We start from the raw sequence: 26,900 nt of genomic DNA on the forward strand, positions 1-26,900 counted from the left end.
AGACGCCTGCGGTGGCTACGGAAGGTCCTGGCTTGTTCACGTCGAAAATCCTCTACAACGCCACATCGAGAAAACCCGGGGCCTGTGCCAGGGCGAACGGGCTGAAGATCGCCCAATTGCGTTCACGGGGGAAATGGCCCTGCACGAAGGGCGTGGCCGCGCGAATCAGCGGTTGCGGCGGCGACAGCTCGAGGCTGCTCAGGGCGAAGTGCTGCAGGCCGACCACCTCGTCCACCAACAGCCCGGCGAACAGCTCCTCATGGTCCAGCACCAGTACCCGCCGTTGCTTGCCCGCCGCCGCCGGGCCGAGACCGAAGAACGCGCACAGGTCCATCACCGGCAACAGCCGCCCGCGCAGGTTGGCCACCCCGCGGACCCACGGCTGCACCCCCGGCACCCGGCTGCTGCGGGGCTCGCGCAGCACCTCGGCAACCTCGCCCATGGGCGCGACGAACCACTGCCCGGCAATGCGAAAGCCGATGCCGCTCCACTGCTGCAGGCGGGTGTCCTGCGGTGGCTGGTCGGCCACCAGCAGGCGGCAGCGCCGGTCGATGTCCAGCAACAGCTCGAAGGCGGTCAGCGACGCGCCCTGGGGCCGGGTGGTCAAGCGCCGAGCACTTCTTTCAACTTGGCGATCAGCGCCTCCTCCTCCACCGGCTTGGTCAGGAAATCGCGGGCGCCCTGACGCTGGGCCCAGATTCGGTCGGTTTCCTGGTCCTTGGTGGTCACCACGATCACCGGAATGGCGCTGGTTTCCGGGTCCTTGCTCAGTTGCCGGGTGGCCTGGAAGCCGTTCATGCCAGGCATGACGATGTCCATCAGCACGGCATCGGGCTTCTCCTGGCGGGCCAGGGCCACGCCGTCGGCGCCATTGTCAGCCTTGAGCACCCCATAGCCGCTTTTCTCCAGCCATTCGGTCAATCTGTACATCTCTGTCGGCGAGTCGTCGACAATCAGAATTCGGGCCATGCTGTTTCCCCATCAGGAAATAGAGACGCCGTCCGGCGAGGGCGGCGTCAGGGTGCGTGTGGGTCCTGCGCGGCGAAACCGGGCACACTGGCACGGATCGCGTCGAGCAGTTCTTCCTTGCTGAACGGTTTGGTCAGGAACTGATCGGAGCCGACCACCCGGCCGCGGGCCTTGTCGAACAGGCCATCGCGGGAAGACAGCAGGATCACCGGGGTGTCCTTGAACGTATTGTTGTGCTTGATGATGGCGCAGGTCTGGTAACCGTCAAGGCGCGGCATCAACACATCGACGAAGATGATCCGGGGCTTGTGATCGACGATCTTGGCCAGGGCGTCGAAGCCGTCACTGGCGGTGATCACCTCGCAGCCGGCCTCGCCGAGCAACATCTGCGCGGTGCGGCGGATCGTGCGGGAGTCGTCGATCACCATCACCTTCAGGGGTTGTTCCATAGTTGCGCTTCTGCCTGGGAGCGAATTCGCCAAAAGGCCGTGCAGGCCATGTGCCTGGCCTTTTTAACACAGTCCAGAGGGCCATTCCATCCGCCCGCCCCTTGACCGTGGGCGCGCCCGGCGCCACCCTGAGCCACTTTTCTTTCGTGCCATCGCGGCCCCTGCCGCCAAGAGGAACTACCCCATGAGCGTTCGCCTCGGGATTGTCATGGACCCCATCGCGTCCATCTCCTACAAAAAGGACAGCTCGCTGGCCATGCTGCTGGCCGCCCAGGCCCGTGGCTGGAGCCTGTTCTACCTGGAACAGCGCGACCTGTACCAGGCCCAGGGCAAGGCCCGCGCGCGGATGCGCCCGCTCAAGGTGTTCGCCGACCCGGCCCGCTGGTTCGAGCTGGACGAGGAGCAGGACAGCCCGCTGGCCGAGCTGGACGTGATCCTGATGCGCAAGGACCCGCCCTTCGACATGGAGTTCGTCTACAGCACCTACCTGCTGGAGCAGGCCGAGGCCGAAGGCGTGCTGGTGGTCAACCGCCCGCAGAGCCTGCGCGACTGCAACGAGAAGCTGTTCGCCACGCTGTTCCCGCAGTGCACGCCGCCGACCCTGGTCAGCCGCCGCCCGGATATCATCCGCGCCTTCGCCGCCGAGCATGGCGACGTGATCCTCAAGCCGCTGGATGGCATGGGCGGCACCTCGATCTTCCGCCACCGGGCCGGCGACCCCAACCTGTCGGTGATCCTCGAGACCCTGACCGCGCTCGGCGCCCAGCAGATCATGGCCCAGGCCTACCTGCCGGCGATCAAGGACGGCGACAAGCGCATCCTGATGATTGACGGCGAGCCGGTGGACTACTGCCTGGCGCGCATTCCGGCCAGCGGCGAGACCCGCGGCAACCTGGCCGCCGGCGGACGCGGCGAAGCCCGGCCGCTGAGCGAGCGCGACCGCTGGATCGCCGCCCAGGTCGGCCCGACCCTGCGCGAGAAGGGCCTGCTGTTCGTCGGCCTGGACGTGATCGGCGACTACCTCACCGAAATCAACGTCACCAGCCCGACCTGCATTCGCGAGATTGATGCTGCCTACAACACCGACATCGGCGGCCGTTTGATGGACGCCATTGATCGCAAGCTGCAGGCGCGCTGACCGCCGACACGTGGCAAACCCGCGGAGTGGGGTATGATGCCGGTCCTTTTTCGCTGACCTGCGCCCTGTTTCGCGGTTGCTGGATACCTGATGACGCTGCCTGCCGACATCCCCGCCGACCTGCTGCCACCCCGCGTTCGCCCGGTGGACAGGCTCGGCTTCACCCTGTTCCTGGCCGCCCTGGTGCACCTGGCGCTGATCCTGGGCGTGGGCTTCACCGTGGTCAAGCCGGCCGACATCCGCCACACCATGGACATCACCCTGGCCACCTTCAAGAGTGAGAAGGCGCCCGAGAAGGCCGACTTCCAGGCCCAGGACAACCAGCAGGGCAGCGGCACCCTGGAAAAAAAGGCGGTGCCCAAAACCACCGAGGTCGCGCCGTTCCAGGACAGCAAGATCAACAAGATCACCCCGCCGCCGGCGGCGAAACCAGAGACCCCGCCCGCACCGGCGAAGTCCGTGGTCGCCACCCAGGCGCCGAAAACCCAGAAGGTCGAGCCCAGGCCGAAGGAAAGCAAGCCGCAGCCCAAGCCCGAGGCCAAGGTGCCGGACTTCGACAGCTCGCAGCTGTCCAGCCAGATCGCCAGCCTCGAGGCCGAGCTGTCCCATGAGCAGCAGCTGTATGCCAAGCGCCCGCGCATCCATCGCCTGAACGCCGCCTCGACCCTGCGCGACAAGGGCGCCTGGTACAAGGAAGAGTGGCGCAAGAAGGTCGAGCGCATCGGCAACCTCAACTACCCCGAGGAGGCCCGGCGCCAGCAGCTGTACGGCAGCTTGCGGATGATGGTGTCGATCAACCGCGACGGCTCGTTGTACGAAGTGCTGGTACTGGAATCGTCGGGCCAGCCGGTGCTGGACCAGGCGGCCCAGCGCATCGTGCGCCTGGCGGCGCCATTCGCGCCGTTCACCGGCGACCTGGCGGAGTTTGACCGCCTGGAGATCATCCGCACCTGGCGCTTTGCCCGGGGTGACCGGCTGTCGAGCAACTGATCGGGGCCGCGTTGCGGCCCATCGCTGGCAAGCCAGCGCCCACAGGGACAGCGCATGGCTTGAGTTCTGCACGATCGGTGTGGGACCCGGCTTGTCAGTCTCGTCACCTGGCGCCACACTAGCGGTCATGAAAACCCTCGCCCCCAGCTACCTCAAGCACCAGTTCCTGATCGCCATGCCGCACATGGCCGATCCGAACTTTGCCCAGACCCTCACCTACATCGTCGAGCACAATGCCCACGGCGCCATGGGCCTGGTGGTCAATCGCCCGCAGGAGCTGAACCTGGCCGACATCCTCGAGCAGTTGCGCCCGGACGACGAGCCGCCCGCCAGCACCCTGCATATCCCGATCTACCAGGGTGGCCCGGTGCAGACCGACCGCGGTTTCGTGCTGCACAGCAACGACCGCAGCTACCAGGCCACGGTCGAGCTGGAGGGCCTGTCGCTGTCCACTTCCCAGGACGTGCTGTTCGCCATCGCCACCGGCGATGGCCCGCGCAAGAGCCTCATCACCCTGGGCTACGCGGGTTGGGAAGCCGGCCAGCTGGAGGCGGAGCTGGCCGACAATGCCTGGCTCAACTGCCCCTTCGACCCCGAGATCATCTTTGGCCTGGCCAGCGACCAACGCCTGGGCGCCGCCGCCGCGAGCCTGGGGATCAACCTCAGCCTGCTGACCAGCCAGGCGGGCCACGCCTGATGGCCGAACTGCGTCTACTGCTGGGCTTCGACTATGGCACCCGACAGATCGGCGTGGCCGTCGGCCAGGTGATCACCGGCCAGGCCCGCGAGCTGTGCACGCTCAAGGCCCAGAACGGCGTACCGGACTGGAACCAGGTCGAGAAGCTGATCAAGGAATGGAAACCCGACGCGATCGTTGTCGGCCTGCCGCTGAACATGGACGGCACGCCCAGCGAGATGAGCGAACGCGCCGAGAAATTTGCCCGGCGCCTGCACGGCCGCTACAACCTGCCGGTGCACACCCACGACGAACGCCTGACCACCTTCGAGGCCAAGGGCGAGCAGATGGCCCGAGGCGGGCGCCACGGCAGCTACCGCGATAACCCGGTCGACGCCATCGCCGCCGCCCTGCTGCTGCAAGGCTGGCTGGAGGCCAACACTTAAATCCGCTTTGCCGCCGGCTGGAGCCGGCGCCCGCCTTCCGAGGAGCACGCAATGAGCCTACCCAATCCCGCCGATCTGATCCGGCAGATGGCCGTCGACCTTCGCGCCCACCTGGCCCGCCGCGGCATCAGCGAGCCGCGCTTCATCGGCATCCGCACCGGCGGCGTGTGGGTGGCCCAGGCCCTGCTGGCCGAGCTGGGCGACCAGGGCCCGCTGGGCACCCTGGATGTGTCCTTCTACCGCGACGACTTCAGCCAGAACGGCTTGCACCCGCAGGTGCGCCCTTCGGAGCTGCCGTTCGAGATCGAAGGCCAGCACCTGGTGCTGGTAGACGACGTGCTGATGAGCGGGCGCACCATCCGCGCCGCCCTCAACGAGCTGTTCGACTATGGCCGTCCGGCCAGCGTGACCCTGGCCTGCCTGCTCGACCTGGATGCCGGCGAATTGCCGATCCGGCCGAATGTAGTCGGCGCCACCCTGTCCCTGGCCGCCCATGAACGGGTAAAATTGACCGGACCCACGCCGCTCGCCCTCGAGCGCCAGGACCTCGCTCCCGCTTCCGCCCTTTAAGAGTCCCCCGCGATGACGCCACTCGACGCCAAGCGCCCGCTGCAGCTCAATGACCAGGGCCAGCTGCGCCACTTCCTCTCGCTCGACGGTTTGCCCCGCGAACTGCTCACCGAGATCCTCGACACCGCCGACTCGTTCCTCGAAGTCGGCGCCCGGGCCGTGAAGAAAGTCCCGTTGCTGCGCGGCAAGACCGTGTGCAACGTGTTCTTCGAGAACTCCACCCGCACCCGCACCACCTTCGAACTGGCGGCCCAGCGCCTGTCGGCCGACGTGATCAGCCTGAACGTGTCGACTTCCTCGACCAGCAAGGGCGAGACCCTGTTCGACACCCTGCGTAACCTGGAGGCCATGGCCGCCGACATGTTCGTCGTGCGCCACTCCGATTCCGGCGCCGCCCACTTCATCGCCGAGCATGTGTGCCCGGACGTGGCAGTAATCAATGGCGGTGACGGCCGCCACGCCCACCCGACCCAGGGCATGCTCGACATGCTCACCATTCGTCGGCACAAGGGCGGCTTCGAAAACCTCTCCGTGGCCATCGTCGGCGACATCCTGCACTCGCGGGTGGCGCGCTCGGACATGCTCGCGCTCAAGGCGCTGGGCTGCCCGGACATCCGCGTGATCGGCCCGAAGACGCTAATCCCGATTGGTATCGAACAATACGGGGTGAAGGTCTACACCGACCTCGCCGAAGGTCTCAAGGATGTCGACGTGGTGATCATGCTGCGCCTGCAGCGCGAGCGCATGGCCGGCGGCCTGCTGCCCAGCGAGGGCGAGTTCTACCGCCTGTTCGGCTTGACCACCTCGCGCCTGGCCGGGGCCAAGCCGGATGCCATCGTCATGCACCCGGGTCCGATCAACCGCGGCGTGGAAATCGAATCGGCGGTGGCCGACGGCCAGCACTCGGTGATCCTCAACCAGGTCACCTACGGCATCGCCGTGCGCATGGCCGTGCTGTCCATGGCCATGAGCGGGCAGAACGCGCAACGTCAATTCGACCAGGAGAACGCCCAGTGACCATCAGCATTATCGGCGCCCGGGTCATCGATCCTGCCAGCGGCCTGGACCGCATCACCGACCTGCACCTGGACGGCGGGCGCATCGCCGCCATCGGCGCGGCGCCGGCCGGTTTCAACGCCAGCCGCACGATCCAGGCCGACGGTCTGGTAGCCGCGCCGGGCCTGGTCGACCTCGGCGTCTCCCTGCGCGAGCCGGGCTACAGCCGCAAGGGCAACATCGCCAGTGAAACCCGCGCCGCCGTGGCTGGCGGCGTCACCAGCCTGTGCTGCCCACCGCAGACCAAGCCGGTGCTGGACACCTCGGCAGTCGCCGAACTGATCCTCGACCGCGCCCGCGAGGCGGCCAACAGCAAGGTTTACCCGATAGGCGCCCTGACCAAGGGCCTGGAAGGCGAGCAACTGGCCGAACTGGTAGCCCTGCGCGACACCGGTTGCGTGGCCTTCGGCAACGGCCTGAAGGAAATCCCCAACAACCGCACCTTGGCCCGCGCCCTGGAATACGCGGCGACCTTCGACCTGACCGTGGTGTTCCACTCCCAGGACCGCGACCTGGCGCAAGGCGGCCTGGCCCACGAAGGCCCCATGGCCAGCTTCCTCGGGCTGCCGGGCATCCCGGAAACCGCCGAGACCGTGGCCCTGGCCCGCAACCTGCTGCTGGTCGAGCAGAGTGGCGTGCGCGCCCACTTCACCCAGATCACCAGCGCCCGCGGCGCCCGGTTGATCGCCCAGGCCCAGGCGCTGGGGCTGCCGGTCACCGCCGACGTGGCGCTGTACCAGCTGATCCTCACCGACGAAGCGCTGCGCGACTTCTCCAGCCTGTACCACGTGCAGCCGCCGCTGCGCACCGCCGCCGACCGCGATGGCCTGCGCGAGGCGGTGAAGTCCGGGGTGATTCAGGCGATCAGCAGCCATCACCAGCCTCACGAGCGTGATGCCAAGCTGGCGCCGTACGGTGCCACCGAGCCGGGTATCAGCAGCGTCGAGCTGCTGTTGCCGCTGGCCATGACCCTGGTCGAGGACGGCCTGCTCGACCTGCCAACCCTGCTGGCACGCCTGAGCAGCGGCCCGGCTGCCGCGATGCGCTTGCCGGCCGGCGAGCTGAAGGTGGGTGGCGCGGCGGACCTGGTGCTGTTCGATCCGAACGCGTCCACCGTGGCAGGCGAGCAGTGGTTCTCTCGCGGTGCGAACTGCCCGTTCATCGGCCACTGCCTGCCGGGCGCGGTGCGTTATACCTTGGTCGATGGGCACGTCTGCCACGAGGCCTGAGTAACGCCTATCGCGGGGCAAGCCCGCTCCCACGCAGGAGCTCCCACGCAAGGTCGACCTGGCGTGGGAGCGGGCTTGCCCCGCGATGGAGCCGGCAAAGACCTGAAACAACCATTCATCCCCGCTGGTTGAAATCCTTCCCCCCTCCCCCCATATGAGTCTGCATCAGGCATTTTCGCCCCGCTGCGTGGAGACTCTCCCTTGACTACCATCGTTTCTGTCCGCCGTAACGGCAAAGTCGTCATGGGCGGCGACGGCCAGGTTTCCCTCGGCAACACTGTGATGAAAGGCAACGCCAAGAAAGTCCGTCGCCTGTACAACGGCCAGGTCATCGCCGGCTTCGCCGGTGCCACCGCCGATGCCTTCACGCTGTTCGAACGCTTCGAAGCCCAGTTGCAGAAACACTCCGGCCATCTGGTGCGCGCCGCCGTCGAGCTGGCCAAGGAATGGCGTACCGACCGTACCCTGAGCCGCCTGGAAGCCATGCTGGCCGTGGCCAACAAGGACGCCTCGCTGATCATCACTGGTAACGGCGACGTGGTCGAACCCGAGGACGGCCTGATCGCCATGGGTTCCGGCGGTGCCTACGCCCAGGCCGCGGCCCGCGCCCTGCTGAACAAGACCGACCTCTCGGCCCGTGAGATCGCCGAGACAGCCCTGAACATCGCCGGCGACATTTGCGTGTTCACCAACCACAACCTGACCATCGAGGAGCAGGACCTGGCCGAGTGATCAGCTGTTCTGGCGCCCCATCCCGGTGATGGGGCTTTTCCACGCTGACCCACTTTGCCGAAGGACCACATTCATCATGTCCATGACCCCCCGCGAAATCGTTCACGAACTGAACCGCCACATCATCGGTCAGGACGACGCCAAGCGCGCCGTCGCCATCGCCCTGCGCAACCGCTGGCGGCGCATGCAGCTCCCTGCCGAGCTGCGTGCCGAAGTGACGCCCAAGAACATCCTGATGATCGGCCCCACCGGTGTCGGCAAGACCGAAATCGCCCGCCGCCTGGCCAAGCTGGCCAACGCGCCGTTCATCAAGGTCGAGGCGACCAAGTTCACCGAAGTTGGCTACGTTGGCCGTGACGTCGAGTCGATCATCCGCGACTTGGCCGACGCCGCGCTGAAGATGCTGCGCGAGCAGGAGATCGTGCGCGTGCGCCACCGCGCCGAGGACGCCGCCGAAGACCGTATCCTCGACGCCCTGCTACCGCAGGCGCGGGTCAGCAGCTTCAGCGAGGAAGCCCAGCAGTCCAGCACCGACTCCAACACCCGCCAGCTGTTCCGCAAGCGCTTGCGCGAAGGCCAGCTGGACGACAAGGAAATCGAGATCGAAGTCGCCGAGAACATGGGCGTCGAGATCGCCGCGCCGCCCGGCATGGAAGAGATGACCAACCAGCTGCAGAGCCTGTTCGCCAACATGGGCAAGGGCAAGCGCAAGAGCCGCAAGCTGAAGGTCAAGGACGCCCTGAAGATGGTCCGCGACGAGGAAGCCGGCCGCCTGGTCAACGAGGAAGAGCTCAAGGCCAAGGCCCTGGAAGCGGTCGAGCAGCACGGCATCGTGTTCATCGACGAGATCGACAAGGTGGCCAAGCGTGGCAACGTCGGCGGCGCCGATGTCTCCCGTGAAGGCGTACAGCGCGACCTGTTGCCGCTGATCGAGGGCTGCACCGTCAACACCAAGCTGGGCATGGTCAAGACCGACCACATCCTGTTCATCGCCTCCGGCGCGTTCCACCTGAGCAAGCCAAGCGACCTGGTGCCCGAGCTCCAGGGCCGCCTGCCAATCCGTGTCGAGCTCAAGGCGCTGACCCCGGAAGACTTCGAGCGCATCCTCAAGGAGCCGCATGCCTCACTGACCGAACAGTACAGCGCCCTGCTCAAGACCGAGGGCCTGAACATCGAGTTCGCCGACGAAGGCCTCAAGCGCCTGGCCGAGATCGCCTACCAGGTCAACGAGAAGACCGAGAACATCGGTGCCCGCCGCCTGCACACCTTGCTCGAGCGCCTGCTCGAAGAAGTGTCGTTCAGCGCCGGCGACCTGGCCAGCACCCACGACGAGACGCCGATCCACATCGACGCCGCCTACGTAAACAGCCACCTGGGTGAGCTGGCGCAGAACGAAGACCTGTCGCGCTATATCCTGTAAGACCGCTGGGGGCCGCTGCGCGGCCCTTTCGCGACACAAGGCCGCTTCTACAGGGAATCGCGATCATCTGTAGGAGCGGCCTTGTGTCGCGAAAGGGCTGCAAAGCAGCCCCCTTGCACAATCCCCTGAATCTCCCGAAGCTTGCACCATCAGCTCACCAGAGATTCCAGCCATGGCCCGCCTCCCCACCGCCATCAACCTGCACAAAGCCTCCAAGACCCTCACCCTCACCTACGCCCCCGGCGAGGTCTACCACCTGCCCGCCGAATTCCTGCGCGTGCATTCGCCGTCCGCCGAGGTCCAGGGCCACGGCAACCCCATCCTGCAATTTGGCAAGATCAACGTCGGCCTCAGCGGTCTGGAACCGGCCGGTCAATATGCACTGAAACTGACCTTCGACGATGGCCATGACTCCGGATTGTTCACCTGGGAGTACCTCGAGCAGCTGTGCCTGCGCCAGGAGCAGCTGTGGGCCGAGTACCTCGACGAATTGCACAAGGCCGGCAAATCCCGCGACCCGTCCGAATCGGTGGTGAAATTGATGCTCTAGCTCAAGGCTCGCAGGCTTTAGAGCGCATTTTCTAATCTCATCTGCTTGAATGCCTTGATGACAGCCAAAGATTGGCTGTCTTGCGCATTACACGAAAGTCGGGTAACCAATGGAGCTGGCAAGTTCCCTGCATCGCCTTGAAGGCAGGCAGGGCCGGGCCGGTATGTAGAGGTCGCGAGCGAAAGCAGGTTGTCTTCACACGCAGAAACCCACGCAGCTCATCATCGGCACGCATCCGGTCGCAGCACCGCTGTTCCTTATCACTGGTCACCCGAGTAGCAGTACCGGGCTGTCACAGCACACCGGTACTCGTCTCAGGACAACGGAGCGTCGTAGATGAGTAACAAGAACAACGATGAGTTGCAGCGGCAGGCCTCGGAAAACACCCTGGGGCTGAACCCGGTCATCGGCATTCGCCGCAAGGATCTGCTGACATCGGCGCGCACGGTGCTGCGCCAGGCAATACGCCAGCCCTTGCACAGCGCCAAGCACGTGGCGCATTTCGGCCTGGAGCTGAAGAACGTGCTGCTGGGCAAGTCGGCCCTGCAGCCCGAAGGCGACGACCGTCGCTTCGCTGACCCGGCGTGGAGCAAGAACCCCCTGTACCGCCGCTACCTGCAGACCTACCTGGCCTGGCGCAAGGAGCTCAACGACTGGATCAGCGAAAGCGACCTGTCGCCCCAGGACATCAGCCGCGGGCAGTTCGTCATCAACCTGGTGACCGAGGCCATGGCCCCCACCAACACCCTTTCCAACCCCGCCGCGGTCAAGCGCTTCTTCGAGACCGGCGGCAAGAGCCTGCTCGACGGGCTGTCCAACCTGGCCAAGGACATCGTCAACAACGGCGGCATGCCCAGCCAGGTGAACATGGAGGCCTTCGAGGTCGGTAAGAACCTCGGCACCAGCGAAGGCTCGGTGGTGTACCGCAACGATGTGCTGGAGCTGATCCAGTACAGCCCCATTACCGAGCAGGTGCACAGCCGTCCGCTGCTGGTGGTACCGCCCCAGATCAACAAGTTCTACGTGTTCGACCTGAGCCCGGAAAAGAGCCTGGCACGCTTCTGCCTGCGCTCCCAGCAGCAGACCTTCATCATCAGCTGGCGCAACCCGACCAAGGCTCAGCGCGAGTGGGGCCTTTCGACCTACATCGACGCGCTCAAGGAAGCAGTCGACGCGGTGCTGGCGATCACCGGCAGCAAGGACCTGAACATGCTTGGCGCCTGCTCCGGCGGCATCACCTGCACCGCGCTGGTGGGCCACTACGCCGCGCTCGGCGAGAAAAAGGTCAACGCCCTCACCCTGCTGGTGAGCGTGCTCGACACCACCGTCGACACCCAGGTCGCGCTGTTCGTCGACGAGCAAACGCTGGAGGCGGCCAAGCGCCACTCCTACCAGGCTGGCGTGCTCGAAGGCAGCGACATGGCCAAGGTATTCGCCTGGATGCGCCCCAACGACCTGATCTGGAACTACTGGGTCAACAATTACCTGCTGGGCAACGAACCGCCAGTGTTCGACATCCTGTTCTGGAACAACGACACCACCCGCCTGCCGGCCGCCTTCCACGGTGATCTGATCGAGATGTTCAAGAATAACCCGCTGACCCGCCCCGACGCCCTCGAGGTGTGCGGCACCGCCATCGACCTGAAGAAGGTCGACTGCGACATCTACAGCGTCGCCGGCACCGCCGACCACATTACCCCGTGGCAGTCGTGCTACCGCTCTGCGCACCTGTTCGGCGGCAAGATCGAGTTCGTGCTGTCCAACAGCGGCCATATCCAGAGCATCCTCAACCCGCCGGGCAACCCCAAGGCACGCTTCATGACCGGCGAGGACCGCCCGGACGACCCGGTGGCCTGGCAGGAGAACGCCATCAAGCACGCCGACTCCTGGTGGCTGCACTGGCAGGCCTGGCTGGGCGAGCGCGCCGGCGAACTCAAGAAGGCGCCTACAAAGCTGGGTAACCGCACCTATACCGCAGGCGAGGCCGCACCGGGAACATACGTGCACGAGCGTTGAACCGAACCGCCGCGATGGGCCAGTCGGCGCATCGCGGCGCTACCTTCACCACAGAGTCACGCGCATGCCGCAACCGTACATCTTCAGGACCGTCGAGCTGGACGATCAGTCCATCCGCACCGCGGTCCGCCCGGGCAAGCCACACCTGACGCCGTTGCTGATCTTCAACGGCATCGGCGCCAACCTCGAGCTGGTATTCCCTTTCATCGAGGCGCTGGACCCGGACCTGGAAGTCATCGCCTTCGACGTACCCGGGGTCGGCGGCTCGTCGACGCCGCGCCACCCCTACCGCTTTCCCGGCCTGGCCAAGCTGACCGCGCGCATGCTCGACTACCTGGACTACGGCCAGGTCAACGTCATCGGTGTGTCCTGGGGCGGCGCCCTGGCCCAGCAGTTCGCCTACGACTACCCGGAGCGCTGCAAGAAGCTGGTGCTGGCCGCCACCGCCGCCGGCGCGGTGATGGTACCGGGCAAGCCCAAGGTGCTGTGGATGATGGCCAGCCCAAGGCGCTACGTGCAACCCTCCCATGTGATCCGCATCGCCCCGCTGATCTATGGCGGCGGCTTCCGGCGCGACCCTGAGCTGGCCATGCACCACGCCTCCAAGGTCCGTTCGGGCGGCAAGCTGGGCTACTACTGGCAACTGTTCGCCGGACTCGGATGGACCAGCATCCACTGGTTGCACAAGATCCACCAACCCACGCTGGTGCTGGCCGGCGACGACGATCCGTTGATCCCATTGATCAACATGCGCTTGCTGGCCTGGCGAATTCCCAATGCCCAGCTACACATAATCGACGACGGCCACCTGTTCCTGATCACCCGGGCCGAAGCCGTCGCGCCGATCATCATGAAATTCCTCGAGCAGGAACGCCAACGCGCGGTCATGCACCCCCGGCCAGCGGCAAGGGGGTAGGAAGGCTTTTTTATGCGTCAGCACAGGCTAGTTGCAGCCAAGCCCAGTGCGCCTTCGCGCGGGCGAGCCCGCGACGAGGCCAACGCGGAAATGGATCTGACGAAGGAGTGTTGGCATGAAGGACAAACCGGCCAGAGGGATGACACCGGTCCCCGCCACGAGCATGAACGTGCAGAACGCCATCACCGGCCTGCGCGGTCGCGACCTGATCTCGACCCTGCGCCAGGTCGGCCGGATCGGCCTGCGCAACCCGCTGCACACCGCGCACCATCTGCTGAGCCTGGGCGGCCAGCTGGGCCGTGTGCTGATCGGTGACAGCGCCTATCAACCCCACCCCCGCGACGCGCGCTTCAGCGACCCGACTTGGAGCCAGAACCCGTTCTATCGTCGCGGCCTGCAGGCCTACCTGGCCTGGCAGAAGCAAACTCGCCTGTGGATCGAGGAAAGCAGCCTGACCGACGATGACCGCGCCCGGGCGCAGTTCCTGTTCAACCTGGTCAGCGACGCCTTCGCGCCGAGCAACTCGCTGCTCAACCCGCTGGCGATCAAGGAGCTGTTCAACACCGGCGGCCTGAGCCTGCTGCGCGGGGCCAGCCACCTGCTCGACGACCTGCGCCACAACGATGGCCTGCCGCGCCAGGTGGACGAACGGGCCTTCGAAGTCGGTGGCAACCTGGCCGCCACCCCCGGCGCGGTGGTGTTTCGCAACGAGCTGCTGGAACTGATCCAGTACAAGCCCATGAGCGAGAAACAGTACGCCCGGCCATTGCTGGTGGTACCGCCGCAGATCAACAAGTTCTACATTTTCGACCTCGGCCCGACCAACAGCTTCGTCCAGTACATGCTCAAGCAGGGCCTGCAGGTGTTCATGGTCAGCTGGCGCAACCCTGACCCGCGTCACCGCGAATGGGGCCTGTCCAGCTACGTGCAGGCCCTGGAGGAGGCGCTCAACACCTGCCGCAGCATCAGCGGCAGCCGTGATCCCAACCTGATGGGCGCCTGCGCCGGCGGCCTGACCATGGCCGCCCTGCAGGGCCACCTGCAGGCCAAGAAGCAACTGCGCAAGGTGCGCAGCGCCACCTACCTGGTGAGCCTGCTCGACAGCCATTTCGACAGTCCCGCCAGCCTGTTCGCCGACGAGCAGACCATCGAGGCGGCCAAGCGCCGCTCGTACCAGCGCGGCGTGCTGGACGGCGGCGAAGTGGCGCGCATCTTCGCCTGGATGCGCCCCAACGACCTGATCTGGAACTACTGGGTCAACAACTACCTGATGGGCAAGACCCCGCCGGCGTTCGACATCCTCTACTGGAACGCCGACAACACCCGCCTGCCCGCCGCCCTGCACGGCGACCTGCTGGACTTCTTCAAGCTCAACCCGCTGACCTTCCCCGAAGGCCTGGAAGTGTGCGGTACACCTATCGACCTCAAGCAGGTCGGGCTGGACAGTTTCACCGTGGCCGGCAGCAACGACCACATCACTCCGTGGGACGCGGTCTACCGCTCGGCGCTGTTGCTCGGTGGCGACCGACGTTTCATCCTGGCCAACAGTGGGCATATCCAGAGCATCATCAACCCGCCCGGTAATCCCAAGGCCTACTACCTGGAAAACCCCAAGCTCTCCAGCGACCCGCGGGCCTGGTTCCACGATGCCCAACGGCGCGACGGCAGCTGGTGGCCGTTGTGGCGGGAATGGATCAGTGAGCGCTCCGGCACGCTGAAGGCGCCACGCGAGGAACTGGGCAACGCCACCTATCCACCGCTGGGCCCCGCGCCGGGCAGCTACGTATTGGCGCGCTGACCGGATGAAGACCCGCGACCGTATCCTTGAATGTGCCTTGCAGCTGTTCAACCGCCAGGGCGAGCCGAACGTCTCGACCTTGGAGATCGCCAATGAACTGGGGATCAGCCCCGGCAACCTGTACTACCACTTCCACGGCAAGGAGCCGCTGGTGATCGGCCTGTTCGAGCGTTTCGAAGAGGAGCTGATGCCACTGCTCGATCCGCCCCTGGATGTGCGCCTGGACGCCGAGGACTACTGGCTGTTCCTGCACCTGATCGTCGAGCGCATGGCCCAGTACCGCTTTTTGTTCCAGGACCTGTCCAACCTCACCGGGCGCCTGCCCAAGCTGGCGCGGGGCATGCGCAGCCTGATCAACGCCCTCAAGCGCACCCTGGCGGCGTTGCTGGCCAGCCTCAAGGGCCAGGGCCAGGTGACCAGTGAGACCCAGGCGCTGGGGCAACTGGTGGAGCAGATCACCCTGACCCTGATGTGCTCGCTGGACTACCAGCGGGTGCTGGGGCGCGAGGGCGATGTGGGGGTGGTGGTATACCAGGTGATGATGCTGGTGGCGCCGCATCTGCAGGCACCGGCGCGCAGGGCGGCGGAGCAGTTGGCGATGCGCTATCTGGAAGGCTGAAACGATCACGGGGCAAGCCCACCCCCACGCGTCCTGTGCAGGCTTCGTGGGAGCGGGCTTGCCCCGCGATCAGGGCGACGCGGTGTGTCAGGCCTGGGTGGCCGCGTTCACCGGTGCCGACGGCGTGCTGCTGGCCGGGGCCGCGCTCGGAGCCGGAGCCGCGGTGGCGGCGGGCGCCGGAGCGGCCGGCTTGGCTGCCGCAGGCTTGGTCGGAGTCGCTTTCTTCACGGCCGGCTTTTTGGCCGCAGTGGGTTTGGCAGCGGGTTTGGCCGCCGCTGGCTTGGCTGCCGGTTTAGCCGCCGCGGTTTTCGCCGCAGGCTTGGCTGCCGCCTTGGCCAAGGGCTTGGCCGCGGTCTTGCTGGCACTGGCCTTGGAGATCGGGGTCACCGACGCGCCGGTCAGCTTCTCGATCTGCTTGGTCAGCGAGTCGACCTGCTGGTGCAGGGCCTTGATCTCATTGCGGCTGGGCACGCCCAGGCGCGAGATGGCGCTGTTCAAGCGCTTGTCGAAGGCCTCTTCCAGCTCGCTCCACTTGCCCAGCGCGCGGTCCTTCACGCCAGACACCCGGGAGTTGGTCGACGACTTGGCGCTTTCGGCCACGTCTTCGGCGGTTTTCTTCGCCTGCTTCTCAGCCTTTTCGCCATCCTTCACCAGCGAATCGAACAGCTTGGGACCGTCCTGGTCGATCTTGGAGTAGATACCCAGGCCAGCCAACCAGATCTTGCGGGAATACTTCTCGATTCCGCCGATCCAGGAACTGCCTTCTTTCTCGGTGTTCTTCTTGCCAGCCATCCTGCTCTCCTTATGGTTTGTGCGCGACGCGCTCGAGCAGCTCATGCAGCTGTTCAAGCTTGATGGACAACGCCTCAACGTCATGTTTAGACGGAATGCCGAGGCGATTCAAGGCGCGACCGACACGGGCGTCGAAGGCTTTCTCGATTTTGTCCAGCTGGACCTCGACCTTGCCGCGTACCCGGCTGACTTCCTGGGTAGCTTCGTCGAGATGGCCGTTGGCGGCTTCGATCTCTTTACCCAGGCGCTTCCTGCCGCGTTTTTCGACGCCTTCGCCGGCCTTCACCAGCTCCTTGAAGTAGTCGGAACCTTCCTGGCCGACGCGGGCGTAGGCACCGATGCCCGCCAGCCAGATCTTGCGGGCGTAGCCGCGCACCTCACCCAGGGTACTGCCTTGGGCGTCGTCTTTCTGCTTGAGATTCACTTTGGCCATGCTCTGCACCTCATGCTCGTTCAAGGGAGGGAGGAACTGCCCTGGGAGGCAGGGCTTGAGCGTGAAGGTAGGCGGAAAAATTAGAATCCTCACCCTAAGGTGGGCCGTATTGCCGCTTCAGGCCTGCTGGATGTAGGCGCGGCCTTGTGCCACGCCTACAAGGGATCGGGACGGTACGGGCGAATCAGGCCAGTGCCTTGTCCAGCGCCCGCTCGATCTCGCCCTTGATGCTGGCGCTCATCATCGACAGCATCATGCCCAGCTTCAGCTCGACGCGGATGGTGTCCTCGCCAATGTGCACGCTGCCATTGGCACCACTGCGCGTCACATCGACGCGGTCGCCGTTCCAGGTGGCCTTGAGGTCGTATTCGCGGCTGAGCCTGTCGACCAGCGCCTCGGCCTTGGCACGGGCGGCGTCACGGCCGAGGGAGTGTTTGCGTTCGACGCTGATCTGGGTCATGCGGGTGATCCTGGATATGAAGACATAATCGCCATTATGCCCGCCCCCTCTGCATGACACACCCCGCCAAGACAAATCCGCCCGCAGCCCCTAGAATGGCCGTAATTTTTTTCTGGTGAAGCGATATGACCGACCAGCGCAAAGGCGACCACGCCGAACCCACTACCCACTTCGGCTACCAGGACGTGCCCGAGAGCCAGAAGGCGAAGAAAGTCGCCGAGGTATTCCACTCGGTGGCCGCCAAGTACGACCTGATGAACGACGTGCTGTCCGGCGGCATGCACCGCCTGTGGAAGCGCTTCACCATCGAGCTGTCCGGCGTGCGCAGCGGCAACCGGGTGCTGGACATCGCCGGTGGCACCGGCGACCTGGCCGCCAAGTTCTCGCGCCTGGTCGGCCCGACCGGCCAGGTGGTGCTGGCCGACATCAACGACTCGATGCTCAAGGTCGGCCGTGACCGCCTGCTCGACCGCGGCGTGGCCGGCAACATCGAGTTCGTCCAGGCCGACGCCGAGAAGCTGCCGTTCCCGGACAACCACTTCGACTGCGTGACCATCGCTTTCGGCCTGCGCAACGTGACCCACAAGGACGAAGCCATCCGTTCCATGCTGCGGGTGCTCAAGCCTGGTGGCCGCCTGTTGATCCTGGAGTTCTCCAAGCCGACCAACAAGTTGATGTCCAAGGCCTACGACGCCTATTCGTTCGCCTTCATGCCGCTGGCCGGCAAGCTGATCACCAACGACGCGGAAAGCTACCGCTACCTGGCCGAATCGATCCGCATGCACCCCGACCAGGAAACGCTCAAGAGCATGATGGTCGAGGCTGGCTTCGACCGCGTCACCTACCACAACATGACCAGCGGCATCGTCGCCGTGCACCGGGGGATCAAGCCCTGATGCTCCTGGCCGGCCTGCTCGCCAGCGCCGAGCACGGGCTCAACCGTGTCCTGCGCCTGGACAGCACCGCCCTCCCGCGCCTGGCGGCGCTGGAGGGCCGGGTGATCGAGATCGACTGCGTGCAGCCGGCCCTGAAGGTGTTCGTGCTGCCCGACGAGGAAGGCCTGATGCTCGCCGCCCACTGGGAGGGCGAGGTCGACTGCACCCTGCGTGCCCCCGCCGGGCGCCTGGCGCAGCTGGCCCTGGCCAAGGACAAGACCGCCGTACTGCACAGCCCCCAGGTCGAACTGCATGGCGACAGCGCCGTGCTGCTCGACCTGTTCGGCATCGTGCAAGACCTGGAGCTGGACTGGGAATACGAGCTGCAGCGCTGGCTGGGCCCGGTGCCCACCGCGCTGATCGCCGGCCACCTGCGCCTGCGCGCGCGCTGGACCCGCCAGGGTCTGGCCCGTTTCGGCGAGAACCTCTCCGAGTACCTGGCCGAGGAATCCCGCACCCTGGTCGGCAAACGCGAAGCCGAAGCGGCGTTCAGCGAGCTCGATGCGCTGAAAGTCGACATCGAACGTCTCGAGGCGCGCCTGCGCCGCCTCGCCCACACTCTTGATACCAGCGATAACGCATGAAGCTGCTCGCCGTCCGCCGTCTGTTGCGCATCCAGCGCGTCGTGATCCGCTACCGCCTCGATGACCTGCTGTTCGAACAGCCCCTGCTGCCCTGGTGGCTGGCCAGCCTGCGCCTGCTGATGCCCTGGCGCTGGCTGCCGCGCAAGCCCCTGGAGCTGAGCCGCGGCGCGCGCCTGCGCCTGGCGCTGCAGGACCTGGGGCCGATCTTCATCAAGTTCGGCCAGTTGCTCTCCACCCGCCGCGACCTGCTGCCCACCGACATCGCCGACGAGCTGATGCTGCTGCAGGACCGGGTACCGCCGTTCGACCCGCAGCACGCCGTGGCGCTGATCGAGGGACAGCTCGGGGCTAAGGTGGCCGAGGTGTTCAGCCGCTTCGACGTCGAGCCGCTGGCCTCGGCCTCGGTGGCCCAGGTCCACGCCGCGCGCCTCAAGAGCGGCGAGGAAGTGGTGGTCAAGGTGGTGCGCCCGGGCCTCAAGCCAGTCATCGCCCAGGACCTGGCTTGGCTGTTCCTGATCGCCAAGGCCGCCGAACGCGCCTCGGCCGATGCCCGTCGCCTGCACCCGGTGGAGATCGTCGGCGACTACGAGAAGACCATCTACGACGAGCTCGACCTGCTGCGCGAGGCGGCCAACGCCAGCCAGCTGCGGCGCAACTTCGAAGGCTCCGAGCTGATGTACGTGCCCCAGGTGTACTGGGACTTCTGCCGGCCCAAGGTGCTGGTGATGGAGCGGATCTACGGCGTACCGGTCACCGACATGGTCACGCTGGCGGACCAGCGCACCGACATGAAGATGCTCGCCGAGCGGGGTGTGGAAGTGTTCTTCACCCAGGTGTTCCGCGACAGCTTCTTCCACGCCGACATGCACCCGGGCAACATCTTCGTCAGCACGGTCAAGCCATGGAGCCCGCAGTACATCGCCATCGACTGCGGCATCGTCGGCAGCCTCACCGCCGAGGACCAGGACTACCTGGCCCGCAACCTGATCGCCTTCTTCAAGCGCGACTACCGCCGCGTGGCCCAGTTGCACATCGATTCGGGCTGGGTGCCGGCGCAGACCAAGGTCAACGAATTCGAGGCGGCGATCCGCACCGTGTGCGAGCCAATCTTCGAAAAGCCGTTGAAGGACATCTCCTTCGGCCAAGTGCTGATGCGCCTGTTCCAGACTGCCCGGCGCTTCAACATGGAAGTCCAGCCGCAGTTGGTGCTGCTGCAAAAGACCCTGCTGAATATCGAAGGCCTGGGCCGCCAGCTTTATCCCGACCTGGACCTGTGGAGCACCGCCAAGCCGTTCCTCGAACGCTGGATGCGCGAGCGCATGAGCCCGAAGGCGGTTATCGGCAACCTGTACAGCCAGGCCGAGCAGTTGCCGCACCTGGCCGACATGACCCGCGACCTGCTCGAGCGCCTGTCGCAACCGCACCTGCACGATGCGCAACTGCCCGAGCGACGCCGCGCCGGCGACAACTGGGCGCTGCGCCTGCTCGGTGCCGGCCTGCTCGGCGGCGGAGCGACGCTGGCCGCCGGCGCCGTCAGCCTCAGCGCCCCGGCCACCTGGCCGGCGTGGCTGATGCTGGCCGCGGGCCTGTACCTTATCGTGCGCCGATAGCCAGCCGCGCCGTCGGCTGGCACACTAGCGTACAGGGGCCCGGTACGGGAGCGGGCCTGGTTTGGAGTCGACGATGAAAGACTGGCTGGACGAGATCAAGTGGAACAGCGATGGCCTGGTGCCGGCGATCGCCCAGGACCACAAGACCGGGCGCGTGCTGATGATGGCCTGGATGAACCGTGAATCCCTCGCCCTGACCGCCGCCGAGCATCGCGCCATCTACTGGTCGCGCTCGCGGGGCAAGCTGTGGCGCAAGGGCGAAGAGTCGGGCCATGTGCAGAAACTGCATGAAATGCGCCTGGACTGCGACGCCGACGTGATCATCCTGATGGTCGAGCAACTGGGCCATATCGCCTGCCATACCGGCCGCGAAAGCTGCTTCTACCGCGTCTTCGAGGACGGCCAGTGGAAAACCGTCGACCCGGTCCTGAAGGATCCGAACGCCATCTACAGCGCAGGACACTGACATGAGCGACACCCTGAACCGCCTCGCCGAGGTGCTGGAAGAACGCAAGCACGCGGCGCCGGACAGCAGCTACGTGGCCAGCCTGTATCACAAGGGCCTGAACAAGATCCTCGAGAAGCTCGGCGAAGAGTCCATCGAGACCATCATCGCCGCCAAGGATGCCGCCGTCAGCAAGGATTACAGCGATGTCATCTATGAAACCGCAGACCTGTGGTTTCATAGCCTGGTCATGCTCAGCGCGCTCGGCCAGCATCCGCAGGCGGTGCTCGACGAGCTGGAGCGTCGGTTCGGATTGTCCGGGCATGATGAGAAGGCTGCGCGTCAGCCGTCTGCCTGAAGATTGCCGGGGGCGCGTTGCGCCCCTTTCCGACCGGTCCGACGCCTCGGCAAGGCCGCTCCTACAGGGGGCCGCGTCGCCTGAACGATTCGCTGAACCCTGTGATGGGCTGCAAGGCAGCCCCAGGGCCCGATAGACCGACACACATTTTTCAGGAGTACGAAATGGGTATTTTTGACTGGAAACACTGGATCGTCCTGCTGGTCGTCGTGGTGCTGGTGTTTGGCACCAAGAAACTGAAGAACTTCGGCAGCGACCTGGGCGAATCGATCAAGGGCTTCCGCAAGGCCATGAACGAAGAAGAAACCAAGCCCGCCGAGCAGACCCCGCCGCCGGCCCAACCGGTTCCGCCGGTGCAGAACACCGCGCAGCAGGCCCAGGGCCACACCATCGAGGGCCAGGCCCAGCCGGTCCAAGAGCCACAGCGGAAAGACTGACCCATGTTCGGCATCAGTTTCAGCGAGCTGCTGCTCGTCGGCCTGGTCGCCCTGCTGGTGCTCGGTCCCGAGCGCCTGCCGGGGGCCGCGCGCACCGCGGGCCTGTGGATCGGCCGCCTCAAGCGCAGCTTCAACGCGATCAAGATGGAGGTCGAGCGCGAGATCGGCGCCGACGACATCCGCCGCCAGTTGCACAACGAGCACATCCTGCAGATGGAGCAGGAGGCCAAGCGCATCCTCAACCCGCTGACGCCACCGGCGCAGCCGCCGACCAGCGCTGAAACGCCCGCCACACCCGCCGTCGAAGCCGCCCCCGCGCAGCCGACCGCGACGCCACCCTCCGAGCCGCCCCAACCGCCACGAGCCCCATGAGCGAGAATCCGGAACATGACCAGCCGATGCCGCTGGTCTCGCACCTGACCGAACTGCGCACCCGCCTGCTGCGCTGCGTCGCCGCCATCTTCCTGATCTTCGCCGGGCTGTTCTCCTTCGCCCAGCAGATCTACACCCTGGTCTCGGCGCCGCTGCGCGCGCACCTGCCGGCCAACGCGACGATGATCGCCACCGACGTGGCCTCGCCGTTCCTGACGCCGTTCAAGCTGACCATGATCGTCTCGCTGTTCCTGGCGATCCCGTTCATCCTGCAGCAGATCTGGGGCTTCATCGCTCCGGGCCTGTACCGCCACGAAAAGCGCATCGCCATCCCGCTGCTGGTATCGAGCATCGTCCTGTTCTATGCCGGCATGGCCTTCGCCTACTTCCTGGTGTTCCCGCTGATCTTCGGCTTCTTCGCCAGCGCCACCCCCGAGGGCGTGTCGATGATGACCGACATTTCCAGCTACCTCGACTTCGTCATGACCCTGTTCTTCGCCTTCGGCGTCGCCTTCGAGATTCCGGTGGCGGTGGTGCTGCTGGTGTGGATCGGCGTGGTCGACGTGCAGTACCTGAAGAAGATCCGCCCGTACGTGATCATCGGCTGCTTCGTGGTCGGCATGATCCTCACCCCGCCGGACATCTTCTCCCAGACCCTGCTGGCCGTGCCCATGTGGATGCTGTTCGAGGTCGGCGTGCTGTGCGGCAGCCTGATCCGCAAGCGCAGCCACGAGCCGGACGAAGCGAGCAACGACCACAACGACCAGCCGCCAGCGACCCAACCGTGAACCTGTTGCTTCTTGAAGAGGCCGACTTCGTGTCGGCCGACCGTGTCGTCCTGGCTGATCGCCGCTTCACCCACATGCAGGAGATCCACCGTGTGGCGGTGGGCGACAACCTGCGCGTCGGGCGCATCGGCGGCCTGATGGGCAAGGCCGAGGTCATCCGCCTCGAAGGCCATGAGGCCGAACTGCGGGTGGCCTTCGACCAGCCGCCGCCGGCCAAGCTGCCGCTGACCCTGGTGCTGGCCGTGCCGCGGCCAAAGATGTTGCGTCGGCTGTTCCAGACGGTCGCCACCCTGGGCGTGCCGCGGCTGATCCTGGTCAACAGCTACAAGGTCGAGAAGAGCTTCTGGCAGACGCCGTTTCTGCAGTCCGAGACCATCCGCGAAAACCTCATTCTCGGCCTGGAGCAAGCCCGTGACACGGTGCTCCCGGAAGTGATCATCGAGAAGCGCTTCAAGCCCTTCGTCGAAGACCGCCTGCCCGCCATCGCCGAAGGCTCCTTGGGCCTGGTCGGCCACCCCGGCCCCTACCCTGCCTGCCCGCGCGCCGTGGAAGGCCCGGTGACCCTGGCGATCGGCCCCGAAGGCGGCTGGATCCCCTACGAGGTCGAGCTGCTCGGCAAGGCCGGCCTGGCCCCGGTGCAGCTGGGCGATCGCATCCTGCGGGTGGAAACGGCGGTCACCGCCCTGCTCTCGCGAATTTTCTGACGCAATAGTCAAGTTTTTGCCATCAAGTTTCCCCGCCCCGCGCCGATGGCCTGTGCAACAGAACAATAATCCGCACTGCCACGCGCCGGGGAGTCGTCTATGTACCGTTGGTTTGCCCAGTCACTGGGAAATGTAAGCGTCAATCGCAAGTTGGGGATCGGCTTCGGCCTGGTGCTGCTGCTCACCCTCGGCATCACCTTCACCGGCTGGCTGGGCATCGACAGCGTCACCAGCCGTGGCGACAAGCTCGGCAACATCTCGGTGATCCACCAGTACACCCAGGACCTGCGCCTGGCCCGCCTGGGCTATGAGCGCAACCGTGACGACGCCGCCGTGGCGGAACTGGAAAAGGCCCTGGCCAACCTCGAGCGCCAGGTGCAGTTCATGCTCGGCCAGATCGAACTCCCCGCCGACCGCCAACGCCTGGACAAGCAGCAGGACGCCGTGCGCCAGTACCAGCAGGCCTTCGCCGAACTCAAGCAGGCCGGCCTGCGCCGCGAGGCCAGCCGCGCCACTTTGGGCGACAGCGCCGACAAGGCCGCCGAGCTGATCGCCAAGGTCCAGCAGCGCCTGCTGCAGGGCGGCGATATCCAGCAGTACCAGGAGGTGGTGCAGGTCGCCGCCCTGTTGCAGCAGGCACGCTTCCAGGTGCGCGGCTACACCTACAGCGGCAAGGCCGAGTTCCAGCAGACCGCGCTCGGCGCCATCGACCAGGCCATGACCGTACTCAAGGCCCTGCCAGGCAAGCTTCCGGCCGAATTCGCCGCCAGCCTCGACGACGCGGCCAGCGCACTGGCCGCGTACCGCGACGCGGTGAACCAGTTCGGCAACGCCCAGACGGCCAGTGAGCAGGCGCTGGCGCGCATGGCCGCGCAAGGCCAGGTGCTGCTGTCCGCCAGCCAGGAAATGACCGTCTCGCAAACCACCGTGCGCGACCAGGGCACCCAGCAGGCCAAGACCCTGCTGGCCGGCGCCACCGCCCTGGCGCTGCTGCTGGGGGTGCTGGCCGCCTTCGCCATCACCCGGCAGATCATCGTGCCGCTGCGCCAGACCCTCGCCGCCGCCGAGCGCGTGGCCGGCGGCGACCTGCGCCAGGACCTCAAGGCCGATCGGCGCGACGAACTGGGCCAGCTGCAGGCCAGCATGCAGCGCATGACCCAGGGCCTGCGTGAGCTCATCGGGGGCATTGGTGACGGCGTGACGCAGATCGCCAGCGCCGCCGAGGAACTGTCGGCGGTCACCGAGCAGACCAGCGCCGGGGTCAACAACCAGAAGGTCGAGACCGACCAGGTCGCCACTGCCATGAACGAGATGGCCGCCACCGTCCAGGAAGTGGCGCGCAACGCCGAGCAAGCCTCGGAAGCGGCGCTGATGGCCGACCAGCAGGCCCGCGAGGGTGACAAGGTGGTGGGCGAGGCGATCAGCCAGATCGAGCGCCTGGCCGGCGAGGTGGTCAACTCCAGCGAAGCGATGAGCCAGCTCAAGGCCGAGAGCGACAAGATCGGCAGCGTGCTGGATGTGATCAAGTCGGTGGCCCAGCAGACCAACCTGCTGGCGCTCAACGCCGCCATCGAAGCCGCCCGCGCTGGCGAAGCGGGCCGTGGCTTCGCCGTGGTCGCCGACGAGGTGCGCAGCCTGGCCCAGCGCACCCAGCAGTCCACCGAGGAGATCGAGGAACTGATCGCCAGCCTGCAGAACGGCACCGAGCGCGTGGCCAGCGTCATGGACAGCAGCCGCGCCCTGACCGATAGCAGCGTCGAGCTGACCCGCCGCGCTGGCGACTCGCTGGGCACCATCACCCGCACAGTGTCGTCGATCCAGTCGATGAACCAGCAGATCGCCACCGCCGCCGAACAGCAGAGCGCCGTGGCCGAAGAGATCAACCGCAGCGTGATGAACGTGCGCGACATCTCCGACCAGACCTCGGCAGCCAGCGAGGAGACCGCCAGCTCCAGCGTCGAGCTTGCCCGCCTGGGAACGCACCTGCAGGGCCTGGTGGGGCGTTTCAGGCTCTAATTCGCGGCTTGCGGGCTGTAGGTACTACCCTTCATCCCTCAGAGAATTTTCCTACTCAATTTGCAGGTCCAGTCCGACGGACTTCCGGCCGATGAGCAAAGGCCATGGCGGCAATCTGCTGCCATGGCCTTTTCTCAATCGGACGGAGACCTGCCATGTTCGGATACCTTGACCGCCAACTCGGCAACCTCGGCGTCGGGCTCAAGCTCACCCTGGGTTTCGCCGTGGTGCTGCTGCTCACCCTGGCCACCACACTCAGCGGCTGGCGTGCGCTGGACGGCGCCATCGAGCGCTCGGAACAACTGAGCGACATCGGCCAACTCAACGATCTGACCCGTGACCTGCGCGCCGAGCGCATCACCTACCGGGTACTCGCCGACGACGTCAGCAGGACACGCATCGCGACCATCCTGGAACAGTTGCACGACCGCCTGACCCTGCTGCAGCAACGCAGCGGCCTCGATTCGTCGCGACAGATGCTGAGCCAGAAGCTGCAGTTGCTGCAGCGCCTGAAGGGCGACTTCGCCACCCTACAAGGTACCGTGGACAGCCGCGAAGGCTTGCATGCGGCGATGCAGGCGCAGTCTGGCGTGCTCGAAACCGTGATCGACGAACTGCAGACCCAAGCCCTGCTGAAGCTGTCGGGCGACGGCCCGCAGAGCAGCGTGGTCGGGCTCATGGACACTCTGGGCCGCCATATCGAGTCCGCCAGCCAGCAAAGCCTGGTGCCAGCCTATGCCTTCTCACCCCGGGACAGCTTTGCCAGCATGGGCGATGACGCGCTGCAGGCGGCGAATGCCAGCCTTGGCCAGTTGCTGCGGGCAATCACCCCGCTGGAACTGCCCGGCACATTGACCCAGCGCCCACAGGTGGAACTGGACCGCTACCGCGACGTCCTGCACCAATATCGCGAGGCCGCGCTCAAGGTCGAGCAGTTGCAGGACGGCATGGAGAAAATGGGTGACGAGCTGCAGGCCGTAAGCGGTGAACTGAGCGAGCGCAAAGTCGAGCAGCGCGACAACGAGGCCCTGGCCGACCGTTCGCTGCTGACCAGCGTGGCTGTGCTAGCACTGGTGTTCGGCATCCTCGCTGCCTGGCTGATCACCCGGCAGGTAACCCAGCCCCTGCGCCAGGTGCTGGCCCAGGCCGCGCGTATCGCCCGTGGCGACCTCAGCCAGGTACAGACGGTGCAGCGCCGCGACGAGATGGGGCAGCTGCAGGCCAGCATGCGCGAGATGACCTTGAGCCTGCGCGAGCTGCTCGGCGGCATCGACCAGGGTGTCGGCCAACTGTCCAGAGCCGCGACGGCGCTGGCCGGCGCCAGCGTGGACACCCGCGAGCGAATCGGCCAGCAGCGCGAGGAGACCGACCAGGTGGCCACGGCCATGAACC

The 26,900-nt window shown here is 66.0% G+C and carries 30 protein-coding genes and 1 pseudogene; 25 read left to right on the top strand and 6 right to left on the bottom strand.

Annotation, left to right across the window (positions count from 1 at the left end):
- Window positions 1-52: 52 nt before the first annotated feature.
- From AC25M7_RS00450 to pilG, 3 genes are read right to left on the bottom strand one after another with little or no spacing between them, the layout of a single operon-like run.
- Window positions 53-607 carry a chemotaxis protein CheW gene (locus tag AC25M7_RS00450; protein WP_028688351.1) on the bottom strand — a complete coding sequence of 185 codons (555 nt, stop codon included), beginning with the start codon at window positions 605-607 and terminating at the stop codon, window positions 53-55.
- Entirely contained in the window at window positions 604-969 is a 366-nt protein-coding gene (gene pilH, locus AC25M7_RS00455) for a twitching motility response regulator PilH (RefSeq protein WP_028688352.1), read from the bottom strand. The genes AC25M7_RS00450 and pilH overlap by 4 nt, the downstream gene beginning before the upstream one ends.
- Before the next feature lie 47 nt (window positions 970-1,016).
- Window positions 1,017-1,418 carry a twitching motility response regulator PilG gene (gene pilG / locus AC25M7_RS00460; protein ID WP_028688353.1) on the bottom strand — a complete coding sequence of 134 codons (402 nt, stop codon included), beginning with the start codon at window positions 1,416-1,418 and terminating at the stop codon, window positions 1,017-1,019.
- A 184-nt stretch (window positions 1,419-1,602) separates the two neighbouring features.
- On the opposite strand from pilG, the gene gshB reads away from it, so the two are divergent.
- From gshB to AC25M7_RS00530, 14 genes are all read left to right on the top strand, one after another.
- A complete protein-coding gene (gshB, locus tag AC25M7_RS00465; RefSeq protein WP_069016037.1) occupies window positions 1,603-2,556 on the top strand; it encodes a glutathione synthase in 954 nt (317 codons plus the stop codon).
- 90 nt (window positions 2,557-2,646) lie between these two features.
- A complete protein-coding gene (locus AC25M7_RS00470) occupies window positions 2,647-3,546 on the top strand; it encodes an energy transducer TonB (RefSeq protein WP_062360217.1) in 900 nt (299 codons plus the stop codon).
- A 127-nt stretch (window positions 3,547-3,673) separates the two neighbouring features.
- Window positions 3,674-4,243, top strand: a complete 570-nt coding sequence (locus AC25M7_RS00475; protein ID WP_028688356.1) for a YqgE/AlgH family protein — start codon at window positions 3,674-3,676, stop codon at window positions 4,241-4,243.
- Window positions 4,243-4,668, top strand: a complete 426-nt coding sequence (gene ruvX / locus AC25M7_RS00480) for a Holliday junction resolvase RuvX (protein WP_028688357.1) — start codon at window positions 4,243-4,245, stop codon at window positions 4,666-4,668. Before AC25M7_RS00475 ends, ruvX begins: the two co-directional genes overlap by 1 nt.
- 51 nt (window positions 4,669-4,719) lie before the next feature.
- Window positions 4,720-5,238, top strand: a complete 519-nt coding sequence (pyrR, locus tag AC25M7_RS00485; RefSeq protein ID WP_028688358.1) for a bifunctional pyr operon transcriptional regulator/uracil phosphoribosyltransferase PyrR — start codon at window positions 4,720-4,722, stop codon at window positions 5,236-5,238.
- 12 nt (window positions 5,239-5,250) lie between these two features.
- The gene (locus tag AC25M7_RS00490; RefSeq protein WP_028688359.1) at window positions 5,251-6,255 is read left to right on the top strand and encodes an aspartate carbamoyltransferase catalytic subunit; all 1,005 of its coding nucleotides are present in this window, start codon (window positions 5,251-5,253) and stop codon (window positions 6,253-6,255) included.
- A complete protein-coding gene (locus AC25M7_RS00495) occupies window positions 6,252-7,523 on the top strand; it encodes a dihydroorotase (protein WP_486970615.1) in 1,272 nt (423 codons plus the stop codon). Before AC25M7_RS00490 ends, AC25M7_RS00495 begins: the two co-directional genes overlap by 4 nt.
- 201 nt (window positions 7,524-7,724) lie before the next feature.
- On the top strand, window positions 7,725-8,255 hold the full coding sequence (hslV, locus tag AC25M7_RS00500) for an ATP-dependent protease subunit HslV (protein WP_028688361.1): 531 nt from the start codon (window positions 7,725-7,727) through the stop codon (window positions 8,253-8,255).
- Between the two features lie 76 nt (window positions 8,256-8,331).
- A complete protein-coding gene (gene hslU, locus AC25M7_RS00505) occupies window positions 8,332-9,675 on the top strand; it encodes an ATP-dependent protease ATPase subunit HslU (RefSeq protein ID WP_028688362.1) in 1,344 nt (447 codons plus the stop codon).
- A gap of 172 nt (window positions 9,676-9,847) precedes the next feature.
- The gene (locus AC25M7_RS00510) at window positions 9,848-10,225 is read left to right on the top strand and encodes a gamma-butyrobetaine hydroxylase family protein (RefSeq protein WP_011536058.1); all 378 of its coding nucleotides are present in this window, start codon (window positions 9,848-9,850) and stop codon (window positions 10,223-10,225) included.
- A 336-nt stretch (window positions 10,226-10,561) separates the two neighbouring features.
- A complete protein-coding gene (gene phaC / locus AC25M7_RS00515) occupies window positions 10,562-12,241 on the top strand; it encodes a class II poly(R)-hydroxyalkanoic acid synthase (protein WP_028688363.1) in 1,680 nt (559 codons plus the stop codon).
- 64 nt (window positions 12,242-12,305) lie between these two features.
- Window positions 12,306-13,157 carry a poly(3-hydroxyalkanoate) depolymerase gene (gene phaZ, locus AC25M7_RS00520; RefSeq protein WP_062360233.1) on the top strand — a complete coding sequence of 284 codons (852 nt, stop codon included), beginning with the start codon at window positions 12,306-12,308 and terminating at the stop codon, window positions 13,155-13,157.
- Between the two features lie 115 nt (window positions 13,158-13,272).
- Complete coding sequence (phaC, locus tag AC25M7_RS00525) at window positions 13,273-14,955, top strand: class II poly(R)-hydroxyalkanoic acid synthase (protein WP_486970616.1); 1,683 nt, start codon at window positions 13,273-13,275, stop codon at window positions 14,953-14,955.
- 4 nt (window positions 14,956-14,959) lie between these two features.
- Entirely contained in the window at window positions 14,960-15,574 is a 615-nt protein-coding gene (locus AC25M7_RS00530) for a TetR/AcrR family transcriptional regulator (RefSeq protein WP_028688366.1), read from the top strand.
- 87 nt (window positions 15,575-15,661) lie between these two features.
- On the opposite strand, the gene AC25M7_RS00535 is transcribed toward AC25M7_RS00530, so the two are convergent.
- The 3 genes from AC25M7_RS00535 to AC25M7_RS00545 form a co-directional block, all read right to left on the bottom strand.
- Window positions 15,662-16,366 carry a phasin family protein gene (locus AC25M7_RS00535; RefSeq protein WP_486970617.1) on the bottom strand — a complete coding sequence of 235 codons (705 nt, stop codon included), beginning with the start codon at window positions 16,364-16,366 and terminating at the stop codon, window positions 15,662-15,664.
- A gap of 10 nt (window positions 16,367-16,376) precedes the next feature.
- On the bottom strand, window positions 16,377-16,799 hold the full coding sequence (locus AC25M7_RS00540) for a phasin family protein (RefSeq protein ID WP_062360237.1): 423 nt from the start codon (window positions 16,797-16,799) through the stop codon (window positions 16,377-16,379).
- 184 nt (window positions 16,800-16,983) lie between these two features.
- Complete coding sequence (locus tag AC25M7_RS00545; protein WP_062360240.1) at window positions 16,984-17,259, bottom strand: polyhydroxyalkanoic acid system family protein; 276 nt, start codon at window positions 17,257-17,259, stop codon at window positions 16,984-16,986.
- A gap of 125 nt (window positions 17,260-17,384) precedes the next feature.
- On the opposite strand from AC25M7_RS00545, the gene ubiE reads away from it, so the two are divergent.
- The 11 genes and pseudogenes from ubiE to AC25M7_RS00600 form a co-directional block, all read left to right on the top strand.
- Window positions 17,385-18,155 carry a bifunctional demethylmenaquinone methyltransferase/2-methoxy-6-polyprenyl-1,4-benzoquinol methylase UbiE gene (gene ubiE, locus AC25M7_RS00550; protein WP_028688370.1) on the top strand — a complete coding sequence of 257 codons (771 nt, stop codon included), beginning with the start codon at window positions 17,385-17,387 and terminating at the stop codon, window positions 18,153-18,155.
- Window positions 18,155-18,778, top strand: a complete 624-nt coding sequence (locus AC25M7_RS00555) for a ubiquinone biosynthesis accessory factor UbiJ (protein ID WP_182321849.1) — start codon at window positions 18,155-18,157, stop codon at window positions 18,776-18,778. The genes ubiE and AC25M7_RS00555 overlap by 1 nt, the downstream gene beginning before the upstream one ends.
- Window positions 18,775-20,388 (top strand): ubiquinone biosynthesis regulatory protein kinase UbiB, encoded by a 1,614-nt coding sequence (gene ubiB, locus AC25M7_RS00560; RefSeq protein ID WP_028688372.1) that lies wholly within the window; start codon window positions 18,775-18,777, stop codon window positions 20,386-20,388. Before AC25M7_RS00555 ends, ubiB begins: the two co-directional genes overlap by 4 nt.
- A 73-nt stretch (window positions 20,389-20,461) precedes the next feature.
- Window positions 20,462-20,854 carry a phosphoribosyl-AMP cyclohydrolase gene (hisI, locus tag AC25M7_RS00565; RefSeq protein ID WP_011536069.1) on the top strand — a complete coding sequence of 131 codons (393 nt, stop codon included), beginning with the start codon at window positions 20,462-20,464 and terminating at the stop codon, window positions 20,852-20,854.
- A gap of 1 nt (window position 20,855) precedes the next feature.
- Window positions 20,856-21,191, top strand: coding sequence for a phosphoribosyl-ATP diphosphatase (locus tag AC25M7_RS00570; RefSeq protein ID WP_028688373.1), 336 nt, complete (start codon window positions 20,856-20,858; stop codon window positions 21,189-21,191).
- A 164-nt stretch (window positions 21,192-21,355) separates the two neighbouring features.
- Window positions 21,356-21,628, top strand: coding sequence for a twin-arginine translocase TatA/TatE family subunit (locus AC25M7_RS00575; protein ID WP_028688374.1), 273 nt, complete (start codon window positions 21,356-21,358; stop codon window positions 21,626-21,628).
- A gap of 3 nt (window positions 21,629-21,631) precedes the next feature.
- The gene (gene tatB, locus AC25M7_RS00580) at window positions 21,632-22,000 is read left to right on the top strand and encodes a Sec-independent protein translocase protein TatB (protein WP_028688375.1); all 369 of its coding nucleotides are present in this window, start codon (window positions 21,632-21,634) and stop codon (window positions 21,998-22,000) included.
- Window positions 21,997-22,788, top strand: a complete 792-nt coding sequence (tatC, locus tag AC25M7_RS00585) for a twin-arginine translocase subunit TatC (protein WP_182321850.1) — start codon at window positions 21,997-21,999, stop codon at window positions 22,786-22,788. The genes tatB and tatC overlap by 4 nt, the downstream gene beginning before the upstream one ends.
- Entirely contained in the window at window positions 22,785-23,492 is a 708-nt protein-coding gene (locus tag AC25M7_RS00590) for a 16S rRNA (uracil(1498)-N(3))-methyltransferase (RefSeq protein WP_028688377.1), read from the top strand. Before tatC ends, AC25M7_RS00590 begins: the two co-directional genes overlap by 4 nt.
- 99 nt (window positions 23,493-23,591) lie before the next feature.
- Complete coding sequence (locus tag AC25M7_RS00595) at window positions 23,592-25,508, top strand: HAMP domain-containing methyl-accepting chemotaxis protein (RefSeq protein ID WP_486970618.1); 1,917 nt, start codon at window positions 23,592-23,594, stop codon at window positions 25,506-25,508.
- Between the two features lie 155 nt (window positions 25,509-25,663).
- Window positions 25,664-26,704, top strand: a pseudogene (locus tag AC25M7_RS00600) (methyl-accepting chemotaxis protein); the annotation flags it as partial.
- Between the last annotated feature and the right edge of the window lie 196 nt (window positions 26,705-26,900).

It is taken from the genome of Pseudomonas sp. P106(2024) (assembly GCF_057480815.1).